This window comes from Pseudomonas sp. LBUM1649 (assembly GCF_059716155.1).
Genome location: NZ_CP166807.1, coordinates 6327313 through 6340362, shown reverse-complemented (window position 1 = coordinate 6340362; position 13050 = coordinate 6327313). Strand labels below are relative to the sequence as shown.

The window sequence follows — 13050 nt, the reverse complement described above, 5'->3', positions numbered from 1 at the left end:
AGCAAGCTCGCTCCCACAGGGTGAACTGACCCCCAAAAGTTGGACCCCAAGCCTGAATTTCTGGAACGCATGCCCTGATGGCCACTCAACCGCTCTCGTCGCTTAAACCTGCCCGTCGCTCGCGCTTTGCCCTGCGTTGGTATTCCTGGCTGTTGTTGGTGGTCGCCGCCGCCTATGGCCTGGCGTTTGCCATGCATTGGGATGACCGCGGCGTGCTCTGGGTGCTGGAGCGTTTTGAAAGCCCCGCCGAGCGTCAGGGCAGCGTCTGGCTGCCGGACTACCACGCGGTGATCGACGCCAAGCCACTGCCGGGCATGGAAAAGGACGAAGCGTCGGACGTCACCTACGATGCCCAGACCAAAACCCTGTTTTCGGTGATGGGCAAAAACCCGTTCCTGGCCGAGTTATCGCTGCAAGGCGATGTGTTACGCAAAATGCCGTTGGTAGGCTGGAGCAATCCTGAAGGGGTGACAGCGCTGGGCAACGGTATGCTGGCCATTGTCGATGAGCGTGACCACCAGGTGACCCTCGTCAAGGTCGATGCCGAGACTCGCGAGCTGAACATCGCTGACTTTGCGAAGTACGACCTTGGCCCTTCCAAAGACCAGAACAAAGCCTTCGAGGCCGTCACCTGGGATGCGCGCAATCAGCAATTGCTGCTGGGCGAAGAGCGTCCGCCCGCGCTGTTCACCTGGAAGGGAGACGGCAAGACGCTCACCGGTGACAAGCAAAAGCTTGCCAGTGATGAGTTGGACATCCGCAACCTGTCAGCCCTGGCCATCGATCCGCGGACCGGCCACACCCTGGTGTTGTCTGCTGACTCCCACCTGTTGCTGGAGCTGGACGAGAAAGGCGAGCAGGTGAGCTTCATCACCTTGCTGGGTGGCTTCAACGGCCTGAAAAAGACCATCCCGAGGGCTGAAGGCGTGACCATGGACGAGGCCGGTACGATTTACGTCGTGAGTGAGCCAAACCTGTTTTACCGGTTCGAAAAACAGAAGTAATCGCCTTCACGTGTAGGCATTTTTGCCTCTGGTTGTAGGATCAGGCCAGTGGCCATTAAGCTTCAGTTCAGCCAGGCGTGATATTTCATCCGCCTGTTCTGAATCCGAGCCCGCCTGAATGCGTCGATTAGCCCGCCCCAAACCTCTGCTTTTGCTCCTTTCGGTGATTGCTCTGAGCGTATTGATCGCGTTCGGGCAGCACCTGCGCCTGTTCGAGCGCGCCTGGTTTAACCTGCACACGCTCTGGCAGCCGATGAACACCCAGTCCATCGGCCTGGACCAGTATCGGGTGGTGCTGGAGGGGCAAGTCATCGAAGGGCTGGACGACGATGTTTCAGCCTTGACCTACGACCCGGTGCGCAAAAGCCTGTTCACCGTCACCAATCAAAACTCCGAACTGATCGAGTTGTCCCTCGACGGCAAGATCTTGCGCCGAATAGCGCTGGTCGGGTTTGGTGATCCTGAAGCTGTTGAATTCATCAGCGCCGACACCTATGTCATCACGGACGAGCGCCAGCAACGGTTGATCAAGATTCATCTGGAGGATGACACCACCTTCCTCGATGCGGCGGACGCGGAACAGATGACCCTCGGTGTGCACATGAGCGGCAACAAGGGTTTCGAAGGGTTGGCCTATGATTCGGTGGGCAAGCGGCTGTTTGTGGCCAAGGAGCGCGACCCGATGCTGATCTACGAAGTGCACGGGTTTCCGCATTTCAACCCGGAAAAATCTTACGCAGTGCATGTGATCAACAATCCCAAGCGTGACGCCGGGATGTTTGTACGGGATCTGTCGAGCCTGCAATACGACGAGCGCAGCGGGCACTTGCTGGCGCTGTCCGACGAGTCGCGGCTGATTCTGGAACTGGATGTGGACGGTCGGCCGCTGAGCACCATGTCACTGGGCAAGGGACGTCAAGGTCTGCAAAAGACCGTACCGCAAGCGGAAGGGATTGCCATGGACGACGACGGTACGATGTACCTGGTGAGTGAGCCGAATCTGTTTTACGTCTTCAAGAAACCTGCACAACCCTGACAAGCACCACAAAACAACTGTGGGAGCGAGCTTGCTCGCGATGGTCGTTAACGAAAACGCGGGGTACCTGACTCCCCGCAGCGACCTCAAGTTTTTCGCGAGCAGGCTCGCTCCTACAGGTTTTTGCGTATGTTTTACTGGGCGCGCAGGGTCTTGACGCCTTCGCTGGTGCCCAGCAACAGCAGATCTGCAGGACGCGCCGCGAACAAGCCGTTGGTAACCACGCCGACGATCGCATTGATCTGCGACTCCAGTTCAACCGGGTTGGTGATCTGCAGGTTGAACACGTCGAGGATGATGTTGCCGTTGTCGGTCAGCACGCCTTCACGGTAGACCGGGTCGCCGCCGAGTTTCACCAGCTGGCGAGCCACGTGGCTGCGGGCCATCGGGATCACTTCCACTGGCAACGGGAATGCGCCGAGGACGGGCACCAGTTTGCTGGCGTCGGCGATGCAGATGAAAGTCTTGGCCACGGCCGCGACGATTTTCTCACGGGTCAGGGCCGCGCCGCCGCCCTTGATCAGGTTCAGGTGCTCGTCGCTCTCGTCGGCGCCGTCGACGTAGAACTCCAGGTCGCTGACTGTATTGAGCTCATAGACGGGGATCCCGTGGCCCTTGAGGCGTGCAGCGGTGGCTTCGGAGCTGGCGACCGCGCCATCGAACGCGCCCTTGTGCTTGGCCAGGGCATCGATGAAGCAGTTGGCGGTGGAGCCGGTGCCGACCCCGACGATGCTCTTGTCGTCGAGTTTCGGGAGGATGAAGTCGACGGCGGCCTGGGCCACTGCCTGTTTGAGTTGATCCTGGGTCATGCGGGCTCCGGAAGCGGGCAAGGTAAGAACGCAAAGGCAAGCATTATAGCTCCATGCCGGGCCAAAACCTCTTGATTCGTGTGGTCGTGCGGCCAAAAGGCGGGTTAGACTCCTTGATCCTGCCCAACCCGCTCAGTGATGCTTTCCGATGCTTGAACAGTACGTCAAAAAGATCCTCACCTCGCGCGTTTATGACGTTGCCGTAGAAACCCCATTGCAGACTGCTCGCCAGCTCTCCGAGCGGCTGGGCAACGAGATTTTGCTCAAGCGTGAAGACTTGCAGCCCGTGTTCTCGTTCAAGATTCGCGGCGCCTACAACAAGCTGACTCAACTGAGCGATGAAGAACGCGCTCGCGGCGTGGTCACAGCTTCCGCGGGCAATCATGCGCAAGGCCTGGCCCTGGCTGCCAAGGTCCTGGGCGTGAAAGCCACCATCGTCATGCCCAAGACCACTCCCGAGATCAAGGTCGAAGGCGTGCGTTCGCGCGGTGGAAAAGTGGTGCTGCACGGCGATTCGTTTCCGGAGGCCCTGGCCTACTCGCTGAAACTGGTCGACGAAAAAGGCTACGTCTACATTCACCCCTACGACGATCCCCACACCATTGCCGGGCAGGGCACGGTGGCCATGGAGATCTTGCGCCAGCACCCGGCGCCTCTGGATGCGATCTTCGTTCCGGTCGGCGGCGGCGGCCTGATCGCCGGTATCGCGGCGTACGTGAAGTACCTGCGGCCGGACATCAAGATCATCGGTGTCGAACCGGATGACTCCAATTGCCTGCAAGCCGCCATGGCAGCGGGTGAGCGCGTGGTGTTGCCCACCGTAGGCATCTTCGCCGACGGCGTCGCGGTGGCCCAGATCGGCCAGTACACCTTTGATATCTGCAAAGACTACGTCGACGAAGTCATCACCGTCAGCACCGACGAAATCTGTGCGGCGATCAAGGACATCTACGACGATACCCGTTCGATCACCGAACCTGCCGGCGCCTTGGGCGTGGCCGGGATCAAGAAGTACGTCGAGTCCCGAGGCGTAACCGGGCAGACCTTCGTGGCCATCGACTCCGGGGCCAACGTCAATTTCGACCGCCTGCGCCATGTCGCCGAGCGCGCCGAACTGGGCGAGGGCCGTGAAGCCATCATCGCCGTGACCATCCCCGAGAAGCCGGGAAGCTTCAAGGCGTTCTGCGAAGCCATCGGCAAGCGCCAGATCACCGAATTCAACTACCGCTTTAACACCGGCAGCGAAGCGCACATCTTTGTCGGGGTACAAACCCATCCGGACACCGACCCGCGCCGCGCGTTGATCGCCAGCCTGAGCGAGCAGGGCTTTCCGGTCGTCGACCTGACCGACAACGAACTGGCCAAGTTGCACATCCGGCACATGGTCGGCGGTCGCGCGGCGCATGTGGTCGACGAAGTGATCCTGCGCTTCGAATTCCCGGAGCGTCCGGGTGCGCTGTTCAACTTCCTCAACAAGCTCGGCGGGCGCTGGAACATCTCGATGTTTCACTATCGTAACCATGGGGCGGCCGATGGCCGTGTGGTCGCGGGCCTGCAAGTACCCCACGAGGAGCGTCACCTGGTGCCGGCAGCGCTGGAAGAAATCGGCTACCCGTACTGGGATGAAAGCGACAACCCGGCCTATCAGCTGTTTCTTGGCTGAGCGGCTACGCTGATGGGCAGGCCCTAAGGAAATCGAACCATGGAAACGTTAACGGCCCTGAAAGCGGCGCACATGATGGCGACGGTGGTGTTGCTACTGGGCGCATTGGCTCTGGGGATCTGGGTCTGGCGGACCCGGCGTAACGGTGATACGACGGCGGGAAGTCGAACCCTGCAGAGGCCGCGCGTATTCATCTGGCTGTTGATGGGCGTGGCGCTGCTGAGCATGCCGTTTACTGGCTGGGGGCTGGTGCATCTGGTGGGTTGGCCGTTGGGGCAGACGTGGTTGCTGGCTTCCAGTGTGCTTTACACCGTTGCGGCGTTGGCGTGGTTCTGGTTGTTGGTGCGGCTCAACAAGCGGCGCAAGGCGCCGGGTGGGGTGGGTAAGTTCACCGTTGCCCTGGCGTTGTTCAGTTTTGTCTGTTTTGTGGCAATTGCGGGGTTGATGGGGGCGAAGCCTGTGTAGGAGCGAGCATGCTCGCGATGGTCGTTAACGAAAACGCGGGGTACCTGATTCCCCGCAGCGACCTTGAGTTTTTCGCGAGCATGCTCGCTCCTACAGTAAGGCGATATCAGTCGCGCAGACTGATTACCGGCCAGCCCCGCTTCTCGGCCTCAGCCCGCAAGTTCGGATCAGGATCAACCGCCACCGGATTCGCCACCTGCTCCAATAACGGCAAGTCATTCATCGAGTCGCTGTAGAAGTAACTGTCTTCCAGCGAAAACCCGGTCTCTTCCAGCCAGCGATTCAGCCTTGTCACCTTGCCTTCACGAAAGCACGGTACATCGGTACTGCGTCCGGTATAACGGCCGTCGTGCATTTCGCATTCGGTAGCGATCAGGGTCTCGACGCCCAGGCGCGTGGCAATGGGGCCGGTCACGAAGCGGTTGGTGGCGGTAATGATCACCAGTTTGTCGCCGGCAGCGCGGTGCTTGGCCAGCAGTTCGATTGCCTTGGGCAGCACGATCGGCTCAATGCAGTCGCGCATGTAGTCGCTGTGCCATTGATCCAGCGTGGCCATCTCGGTACGACCAAGCACTTCCAGGCAGAAGTTCAGGTAGGCAGCGTTATCCAGCTTGCCCGCCAGGTAGTCCTGGTAGAACTCATCGTTGCGTGCCTTATAGGCAACGGCGTCGAGGAAACCGCGTTCACAAAGGTAATCGCCCCAGGCATGGTCGCTGTCGCCGCCCAGAAGCGTGTTGTCCAAGTCGAATAAAGCCAGCCGCATTGCAGTTACTCGCTGAAAAGTCTGTAGAAAGGCGTCCAGAATACGGACTTTTCACAAGAGTGCACATAAGGTAGGCCGGCGCGTTGCTGCCTTCACAACCTTTGTGGAACAATGCGGCGACATGCGTTTGCGAGGTTGTTGCCGTGATCGACCCCGATGGTTTCCGTCCTAATGTCGGGATCATTCTCACGAATGATGCCGGCCAGGTGCTATGGGCTCGCCGTATCAATCAAGATGCCTGGCAGTTTCCTCAAGGTGGGATCAACCCCCAGGAGACGCCGGAAGACGCCTTGTACCGCGAGCTGAACGAAGAAGTGGGCCTGGAGCGCGAAGATGTTGAAATACTCGCCTGCACCCGGGGCTGGTTGCGCTATCGTTTGCCGCAACGTCTGGTCAGGACGCACAGCCAGCCGCTGTGCATCGGCCAGAAACAGAAATGGTTTCTCCTGCGCCTGATCTCCAATGAGCAGCGGGTGCGGATGGATTTGACCGGTAAACCGGAATTCGATGGCTGGCGCTGGGTCAGTTATTGGTATCCGTTGGGCCAGGTGGTGACATTCAAGCGCGAGGTGTATAGACGCGCCCTCAAAGAGCTTGCCCCGCGCCTTTTAGCGCGCGACTGACGACGGAGTTCGACCCCGAGCCATGCTCAATACGCTGCGCAAGATCGTCCAGGAAGTTAACTCCGCCAAGGATCTCAAGGCGGCGTTGGGGATTATTGTGTTGCGCGTCAAAGAGGCCATGGGCAGCCAGGTCTGCTCGGTCTACCTGCTTGATCCCGAGACCAACCGTTTCGTGCTGATGGCCACCGAGGGCTTGAACAAGCGCTCGATCGGCAAGGTCAGCATGGCGCCCAATGAAGGTCTGGTCGGCCTGGTCGGCACGCGTGAAGAACCCCTGAACCTCGAAAACGCCGCGGATCACCCGCGGTACCGCTACTTCGCCGAAACCGGTGAAGAGCGCTACGCCTCGTTCCTCGGGGCGCCGATCATTCACCACCGCCGCGTCGTCGGCGTGTTGGTCATCCAGCAAAAAGAACCCCGCCAGTTCGATGAGGGTGAAGAAGCCTTCCTGGTAACAATGAGTGCGCAGCTCGCCGGGGTCATTGCCCACGCCGAGGCCACCGGTTCGATCCGTGGCCTGGGCCGGCAGGGCAAGGGTATCCAGGAAGCCAAGTTCGTCGGTGTACCGGGCTCGCCGGGCGCGGCGGTGGGCACGGCGGTGGTCATGCTGCCACCGGCCGACCTGGACGTGGTGCCCGACAAGTCCATCACCGACATCGAAGCGGAACTCGGGCTGTTCAAGACCGCCATCGAAGGCGTGCGCGCCGACATGCGCACGTTGTCGGCCAAGCTCGCCACGCAGTTGCGCCCGGAAGAGCGGGCGTTGTTCGATGTCTATTTGATGATGCTCGATGACGCGGCGCTGGGCAATGAAGTGACCACCGTGATCAAGACCGGCCAATGGGCCCAGGGCGCATTGCGCCAGGTGGTCACCGATCACGTCAACCGTTTTGAACTGATGGACGATGCCTACCTGCGTGAGCGCGCCTCGGACGTCAAGGACCTCGGTCGTCGCCTGCTCGCCTACTTGCAGGAAGAGCGTCAGCAAACCCTGGTCTACCCCGACAACACCATCCTGGTCAGCGAGGAACTGACGCCGGCCATGCTCGGCGAAGTGCCGGAAAACAAGCTGGTGGGCCTGGTCTCGGTACTCGGCTCGGGCAACTCCCACGTCGCGATTCTTGCCCGGGCCATGGGCATTCCGACGGTGATGGGCCTGGTCGACCTGCCGTATTCCAAGGTCGATGGCATCGGCATGATCGTCGACGGTCATCGTGGCGAGGTCTACACCAACCCCAGCGACGTGCTGCGCAAGCAGTTCGCCGAGATGGTGGAGGAAGAGAAACAACTGGCTTTGGGCCTCGATGCGCTGCGTGATCTGCCGTGTGTCACGGTCGATGGTCACCGCATGCCGCTGTGGGTCAACACCGGCCTGTTGGCGGATGTGGCGCGAGCCCAGAAACGCGGCGCCGAAGGCGTCGGCCTGTATCGCACCGAAGTGCCGTTCATGATCAACCAGCGGTTCCCGAGCGAAAAGGAACAACTGGCGATCTATCGCGAGCAACTCGCCGCGTTCCACCCGCAACCGGTGACCATGCGTAGCCTGGACATCGGCGGCGACAAGTCGCTGTCGTACTTCCCGATCAAGGAAGACAACCCGTTCCTCGGCTGGCGCGGTATTCGCGTCACCCTCGACCACCCGGAAATTTTCCTGGTGCAGACCCGCGCCATGCTCAAGGCCAGCGAAGGCTTGAACAACCTGCGGATTCTGCTGCCGATGATCTCCGGCACTCACGAACTGGAAGAAGCCCTGCACTTGATTCACCGGGCCTGGGGCGAGGTCCGTGACGAAGGTTGCGACGTGCCTATGCCGCCGGTCGGCGTGATGATCGAGATTCCGGCGGCGGTTTATCAGACCAAGGAACTGGCACGGCAAGTGGACTTCCTGTCGGTCGGCTCCAACGACCTGACCCAGTACCTGCTGGCCGTGGACCGCAACAACCCGCGGGTGGCCGATCTCTACGACTACTTGCACCCGGCAGTACTTCAGGCCCTGCAGAACGTGGTGCGTGACGCCCATGCCGAAGGCAAGCCGGTGAGTATCTGCGGCGAGATGGCCGGTGATCCGGCCGCGGCGGTGCTGCTGATGGCGATGGGCTTCGACAGTCTGTCGATGAACGCCACCAACCTGCCAAAGGTGAAGTGGATGCTGCGCCAGATCAACCTGAGCAAGGCCAAGGAACTGCTCGCCGAGCTGATGACTATCGACAACCCGCAGGTTATCCACAGCTCGCTGCAATTGGCGCTGAAGAACCTGGGGTTGGCGCGGATGATCAATCCGGCGGCGATCAAACCTCTCTGAAACGCTGATGGCCCCATCGCGGGCAAGCCTTGCTCCTACAGATTTGTATCGTTCGCGGTATCGCGTACAACCCGAATCCTGTAGGAGCAAGGCTTGCCCGCGATGGCGTCAGTGCTGACGACACAGAATTAAAGCCTGATCTCCACTTCCCCAAGATGCCCGCCATACGGCCCGAAACTCCTTTCGACCAAACGCCGCGAACCATCCGCCTGCACAATCAACGCCGTACTCGCCCGGGTTCCATAACTCTGACTGGCAATAAACACACTCGACAGTAACGTCTCGGTTGCCAGCCCCACCCCGGTATCCGGCAACTCGGCGAAGGGTGCGGTTTGCGGATCGTTCAGCAAAGCCAGCAGCGCTTGCGGTTGCGGATCATCCAACACCTCGCTCAGCGCCGCCTTGGCCTTGAGCAGTTTCGGCCACGGCGTATCCAGTCCGGCGTTCGACAGGCCGTAGACCCCCGGTGGCAGCATCACCGCTTCCGATTCCCGGGCATTGAAATGCCACAATTCGTTGGCGTTGCCGATCAGCAAGTTAAACCCGCCATATTCGGGCGAACGGGCGACAACGTCGTCTAAATAGTCATCAATTGGCATGTCTTTGGTGAGAAACCCTGCCACCAGTTCACCGCGAGACCGGCGCCCCGGCGGTCGATGCGGATCACGGATGTTGGTCAGCGCGGCAAAGCGCCCGTTGGCGCCGACACCGAGCCAGGTGCCACCGGCCTCCAGGTCTCGCCCGGCGTGCACCTGCGGTGCTTCGGGCCATTGCGCCAGCGGCAGGCTGGGGCGGGCATAGAATTCGTCGCGGTTGGCCGCCACGATCAGCGGTTGGGCATGGCCCGGTCGCCAAGCGAAAACAATCAGGCACATAAGGTGATCCTTGTGTGTTTTTTGCCCACTCTACGCAGTCATCGTGCGGGTATCCATCGCCATCCAGTGGAGCCCAAGGCCATGCATCCGTTACCATGCCGCTCCGGTTTTGGGGTTGGGTGGGGAAACAGCATGGAATTTCTGCTCTATCTGGCGCTCGGCGCTTGCGCCGGGGTGCTGGCGGGGCTGTTTGGCGTGGGTGGCGGGATCATCATCGTCCCGGTGCTGGTGTTCAGTTTCACCCTGCAAGGTTTCGATGCATCGATCCTGACCCACCTCGCCGTCGGTACGTCCCTGGCGACGATCATCTTCACTTCGGTCAACGCCGTACGCGAGCATCACCGTCACGGTGCGGTACGCTGGCCAATTTTCCTGTGGATGATCGGCGGCATTTTGATCGGTGCCGGTTTCGGGGCGCTGACCGCCGAGGCGATTTCCGGGCCGAACCTGCAGAAAATTATCGGTGTGTTCGCCCTGGTGATCGCCGCGCAGCTGGCGCTGGACGTCAAGCCCAAGGCCAGTCGAACCGTGCCGGGTAAAGTCGGTCTGACCGTGGCCGGCAGCGTCATTGGCTGGGCCTCGGCGATTTTCGGCATTGGCGGCGGTTCGCTGACCGTGCCGTTCCTGACTTGGCGCAGCGTGCCGATGCAGCAAGCGGTGGCGACATCGTCGGCCTGCGGCCTGCCGATCGCCTTGGCAAGTGCATTAAGTTTCATGATTCTGGGCTGGCACGATCCGTTGCTCCCGGCCCATAGTCTGGGTTTTATATATTTGCCGGCGCTGCTGGGCATTGCCCTGACCAGCATGGTCTTCGCCCGCTTCGGCGCGCGGCTGGCGCACAATTTGTCGCCGAAGTTGCTGAAAAGACTGTTTGCCGCTTTGCTGTTCTGCGTTGGTCTGAACTTTCTAGTCTGAAGCATCTGCTCTGACGCACGGCACAATCCTGGCTTAATCCTGAGGTGACAGCGTCACCCGGGAATTGATTTGAACTCATGAGGAGTCGCAATGCTGCCTTACCCGCAGATCGACCCGGTGGCCCTGGCCATCGGTCCGCTGAAAATCCACTGGTACGGGTTGATGTACCTGATCGGCATCGGCGGCGCCTGGCTGCTGGCGTCGCGCCGATTGAACCGCTTCGACCCGACCTGGACCAAGGAGAAGCTCTCCGACATGGTGTTCTGGATGTCGATGGGGGTGATTGTCGGTGGTCGCCTGGGCTATGTGCTGTTCTACGATCTGAGTGCTTATCTCGCCAACCCGCTGTTGATCTTTGAAGTGTGGAAGGGCGGCATGTCGTTCCACGGCGGGTTCATCGGCGTAATGTTGGCCGCGTTGTGGTTCGGTAAAAAGAACAACAAGTCGTTTTTCCAGCTGATGGACTTTGTCGCGCCGATGGTGCCGATCGGCCTGGGCGCCGGACGTATCGGCAACTTCATCAACGCCGAGTTGTGGGGCAAGGCAACCGATGTGCCGTGGGCGATGGTCTTCCCGACCGATCCGGCGCAACTGGCGCGTCATCCGTCGCAGTTGTATCAGTTCGCCTTGGAAGGCGTGGCGCTGTTCTTGATCCTGTGGCTGTTCTCGCGCAAACCGCGGCCGACCATGGCGGTATCGGGGATGTTCGCGCTGTTCTATGGCATCTTCCGTTTCATCGTCGAATTCGTCCGTGTACCGGATGCGCAACTGGGCTATCTGGCCTGGAACTGGCTGACCATGGGCCAGGTGCTGTGCATTCCGATGATCGTCGGCGGGCTGTTCCTGATCTGGCTGGCGTATCACCGCGCCCCGGCGACTCCAGCGGCGGCCGTATAAATTCGAACCCCGCAGCGATGGCTGCGGGTTCAAGGACACAGGTAACTCATGAAGCAATATCTCGAACTGGTCGCCCACGTCATCAAGAACGGCACCAAACAGGCCAACCGCACTGGCGTGAACACCATCAGCTTTCCCGGTGCGATGCTGCGTTATGACCTGCAGGAAGGTTTCCCGGCTATCACCACGCGCAAGATGGCCTTCAAATCGGCCATCGGCGAAATGTGCGGGTTTCTGCGGGGCGTGAACAATGCCGCCGAATTCCGTGCGTTAGGCTGCAAGGTCTGGGACCAGAACGCCAACGAAAACGCCCAGTGGCTGGCCAACCCGTTCCGCCAGGGTGAAGACGACCTCGGTGAGATCTACGGCGTGCAATGGCGTAAATGGCCGGCATACAAGCAGATCCCGGTCAGCAACCCGGCCGCCATCGAGCAGACCCTGAGCCAAGGTTATCGCCAGATCGCTGAAGGCGAAGAGGACGGCCAAGCCTATGTGGTGCTGTACAAGGCGATTGACCAGGTTCGCCAGTGCGTCGACACCATCATCAAGGACCCGGGCAGCCGCCGCATTTTGTTCCACGGCTGGAACGTCGCGCAGCTCGATGAAATGGCCCTGCCGCCGTGCCACTTGCTGTACCAGTTCCACCCGAATGTCGAGACCAAAGAGATTTCCTTGACCCTCTATATCCGTTCGAATGACCTGGGCCTGGGCACACCGTTCAACCTCACCGAAGGCGCCGCGCTGCTAAGCCTGATCGGTCGCCTGACCGGCTACACGCCGCGCTGGTTCACCTATTTCATCGGCGACGCCCACGTCTACGAAAATCACCTGGACATGCTCAACGAACAGCTCAAGCGCGAGCCGTTCCCGATGCCGAAACTGGTGATTAGTGATCGGGTGCCGGAGTTTGCCAAGACCGGTATTTATCAGCCGGAGTGGCTGGAGTTGATTGAACCGAGTGATTTTTCGCTTGAGGGTTATCAGCACCATGCGCCGATGACCGCGCCGATGGCGGTCTAATTCAGATCTGAAGTTGGTGGCTATTGTGGCGAGGGGATTTATCCCCGTGCGGCTGCGAAGCAGTCGTAAAACCGGTGAATGCGGTGTGTCTGGGATATTGCGATCTCAGGTTTCAGGGCTGCTTCGCAGCCCAACGGGGATAAATCCCCTCGCCACAGTTTTTGGTGTCAGCCAAAATATCAATGGCCGTGACTACGGCCCACATGTGAATGCTCCACCTCCGTCGCCACAACCCCGCCACTGACCTCCAACCGCTGCAATATCCCGCACTGATCGACATCCGGCCCTTCGCTACAACGTTGGCGCAGGTCGAGCAGTTGTGCCTGCAGGGCCAGCAGCCCTTCGATCCGCGCCTTGACGTGATGGATGTGCTCGTCAATCAGCGCGTTGACGCTTTCGCACTGATCCTGCGGACTGTCGCGAAAGGCCAGCAGGCTGCGGATTTCTTCCAGCGTCATGTCGAGGGTGCGGCAGTTGCGGATGAAGGTCAGGCGTTCGGCGTGGGCCTGGGTGTAGACGCGATAGTTGCCGTCGCTGCGGGCCGGTTCCGGCAGCAGGTTCTCACGTTCGTAGTAGCGGATGGTTTCCACGGCGCAGTCTGTCAGTTTCGCAAGCTCTCCAATCTTCATGACGGCAATCTCCAAATAGGTGCTTGACCCTATAGTGGCTACAGGGTCT

13 protein-coding genes are annotated in these 13050 nt (G+C 60.2%); 9 read left to right on the top strand and 4 right to left on the bottom strand.

Annotated features, from left to right (window positions below; all coding sequences use genetic code 11):
- The first annotated feature begins 77 nt into the window (after positions 1 to 77).
- On the top strand, positions 78 to 1004 hold the full coding sequence (locus tag ACA058_RS29460) for an SdiA-regulated domain-containing protein (protein ID WP_497637044.1): 927 nt from the start codon (positions 78 to 80) through the stop codon (positions 1002 to 1004).
- Positions 1005 to 1122: 118 nt separating this feature from the next.
- Positions 1123 to 2040: an SdiA-regulated domain-containing protein gene (locus ACA058_RS29455; protein ID WP_497637043.1), complete on the top strand. Its 918-nt coding sequence runs from the start codon at positions 1123 to 1125 to the stop codon at positions 2038 to 2040.
- Positions 2041 to 2174: 134 nt separating this feature from the next.
- Here ACA058_RS29455 and rpiA read toward each other — a convergent pair whose 3' ends face one another.
- Entirely contained in the window at positions 2175 to 2849 is a 675-nt protein-coding gene (gene rpiA, locus ACA058_RS29450; protein ID WP_180202254.1) for a ribose-5-phosphate isomerase RpiA, read from the bottom strand.
- 148 nt (positions 2850 to 2997) lie between these two features.
- On the opposite strand from rpiA, the gene ilvA reads away from it, so the two are divergent.
- Both ilvA and ACA058_RS29440 read left to right on the top strand, forming a co-directional pair.
- Positions 2998 to 4512: a threonine ammonia-lyase, biosynthetic gene (gene ilvA / locus ACA058_RS29445; RefSeq protein ID WP_497637042.1), complete on the top strand. Its 1515-nt coding sequence runs from the start codon at positions 2998 to 3000 to the stop codon at positions 4510 to 4512.
- A 39-nt stretch (positions 4513 to 4551) separates the two neighbouring features.
- Positions 4552 to 4977, top strand: a complete 426-nt coding sequence (locus ACA058_RS29440) for a DUF2269 family protein (RefSeq protein WP_497637041.1) — start codon at positions 4552 to 4554, stop codon at positions 4975 to 4977.
- A gap of 106 nt (positions 4978 to 5083) precedes the next feature.
- Here ACA058_RS29440 and ACA058_RS29435 read toward each other — a convergent pair whose 3' ends face one another.
- Entirely contained in the window at positions 5084 to 5740 is a 657-nt protein-coding gene (locus ACA058_RS29435; protein ID WP_497637040.1) for a histidinol-phosphatase, read from the bottom strand.
- Between the two features lie 143 nt (positions 5741 to 5883).
- Here ACA058_RS29435 and ACA058_RS29430 point away from each other — a divergent pair, with 143 nt between their 5' ends.
- Together ACA058_RS29430 and ptsP are read left to right on the top strand one after the other, a co-directional pair.
- Positions 5884 to 6363, top strand: coding sequence for an RNA pyrophosphohydrolase (locus ACA058_RS29430; RefSeq protein ID WP_007897732.1), 480 nt, complete (start codon positions 5884 to 5886; stop codon positions 6361 to 6363).
- Positions 6364 to 6385: 22 nt separating this feature from the next.
- On the top strand, positions 6386 to 8665 hold the full coding sequence (gene ptsP / locus ACA058_RS29425; protein WP_497637039.1) for a phosphoenolpyruvate--protein phosphotransferase: 2280 nt from the start codon (positions 6386 to 6388) through the stop codon (positions 8663 to 8665).
- 128 nt (positions 8666 to 8793) lie between these two features.
- On the opposite strand, the gene ACA058_RS29420 is transcribed toward ptsP, so the two are convergent.
- Complete coding sequence (locus tag ACA058_RS29420; RefSeq protein ID WP_497637038.1) at positions 8794 to 9540, bottom strand: NRDE family protein; 747 nt, start codon at positions 9538 to 9540, stop codon at positions 8794 to 8796.
- 132 nt (positions 9541 to 9672) lie between these two features.
- Here ACA058_RS29420 and ACA058_RS29415 point away from each other — a divergent pair, with 132 nt between their 5' ends.
- From ACA058_RS29415 to ACA058_RS29405, 3 genes are all read left to right on the top strand, one after another.
- The gene (locus ACA058_RS29415) at positions 9673 to 10455 is read left to right on the top strand and encodes a sulfite exporter TauE/SafE family protein (RefSeq protein WP_497637037.1); all 783 of its coding nucleotides are present in this window, start codon (positions 9673 to 9675) and stop codon (positions 10453 to 10455) included.
- A gap of 90 nt (positions 10456 to 10545) precedes the next feature.
- Complete coding sequence (gene lgt / locus ACA058_RS29410) at positions 10546 to 11352, top strand: prolipoprotein diacylglyceryl transferase (protein ID WP_497637036.1); 807 nt, start codon at positions 10546 to 10548, stop codon at positions 11350 to 11352.
- 48 nt (positions 11353 to 11400) lie between these two features.
- Entirely contained in the window at positions 11401 to 12372 is a 972-nt protein-coding gene (locus tag ACA058_RS29405) for a thymidylate synthase (RefSeq protein ID WP_497637035.1), read from the top strand.
- 179 nt (positions 12373 to 12551) lie between these two features.
- Here the strand turns inward: ACA058_RS29405 and cadR are convergent, their stop codons facing one another.
- Positions 12552 to 13001 carry a Cd(II)/Pb(II)-responsive transcriptional regulator gene (gene cadR / locus ACA058_RS29400; protein WP_497637034.1) on the bottom strand — a complete coding sequence of 150 codons (450 nt, stop codon included), beginning with the start codon at positions 12999 to 13001 and terminating at the stop codon, positions 12552 to 12554.
- Between the last annotated feature and the right edge of the window lie 49 nt (positions 13002 to 13050).

Bases quoted from the DNA above. Each gene is read 5' to 3' on its own strand.
- ilvA (WP_497637042.1), top strand. From the start codon at position 2,998: ATGCTTGAACAGTACGTCAAAAAGATCCTCACCTCGCGCGTTTATGAC.
- ACA058_RS29420 (WP_497637038.1), bottom strand. From the start codon at position 9,540: ATGTGCCTGATTGTTTTCGCTTGGCGACCGGGCCATGCCCAACCGCTG.
- ACA058_RS29440 (WP_497637041.1), top strand. From the start codon at position 4,552: ATGGAAACGTTAACGGCCCTGAAAGCGGCGCACATGATGGCGACGGTG.
- rpiA (WP_180202254.1), bottom strand. From the start codon at position 2,849: ATGACCCAGGATCAACTCAAACAGGCAGTGGCCCAGGCCGCCGTCGAC.
- ACA058_RS29405 (WP_497637035.1), top strand. From the start codon at position 11,401: ATGAAGCAATATCTCGAACTGGTCGCCCACGTCATCAAGAACGGCACC.
- ACA058_RS29455 (WP_497637043.1), top strand. From the start codon at position 1,123: ATGCGTCGATTAGCCCGCCCCAAACCTCTGCTTTTGCTCCTTTCGGTG.
- ACA058_RS29460 (WP_497637044.1), top strand. From the start codon at position 78: ATGGCCACTCAACCGCTCTCGTCGCTTAAACCTGCCCGTCGCTCGCGC.
- ACA058_RS29435 (WP_497637040.1), bottom strand. From the start codon at position 5,740: ATGCGGCTGGCTTTATTCGACTTGGACAACACGCTTCTGGGCGGCGAC.
- ptsP (WP_497637039.1), top strand. From the start codon at position 6,386: ATGCTCAATACGCTGCGCAAGATCGTCCAGGAAGTTAACTCCGCCAAG.
- ACA058_RS29415 (WP_497637037.1), top strand. From the start codon at position 9,673: ATGGAATTTCTGCTCTATCTGGCGCTCGGCGCTTGCGCCGGGGTGCTG.
- cadR (WP_497637034.1), bottom strand. From the start codon at position 13,001: ATGAAGATTGGAGAGCTTGCGAAACTGACAGACTGCGCCGTGGAAACC.
- lgt (WP_497637036.1), top strand. From the start codon at position 10,546: ATGCTGCCTTACCCGCAGATCGACCCGGTGGCCCTGGCCATCGGTCCG.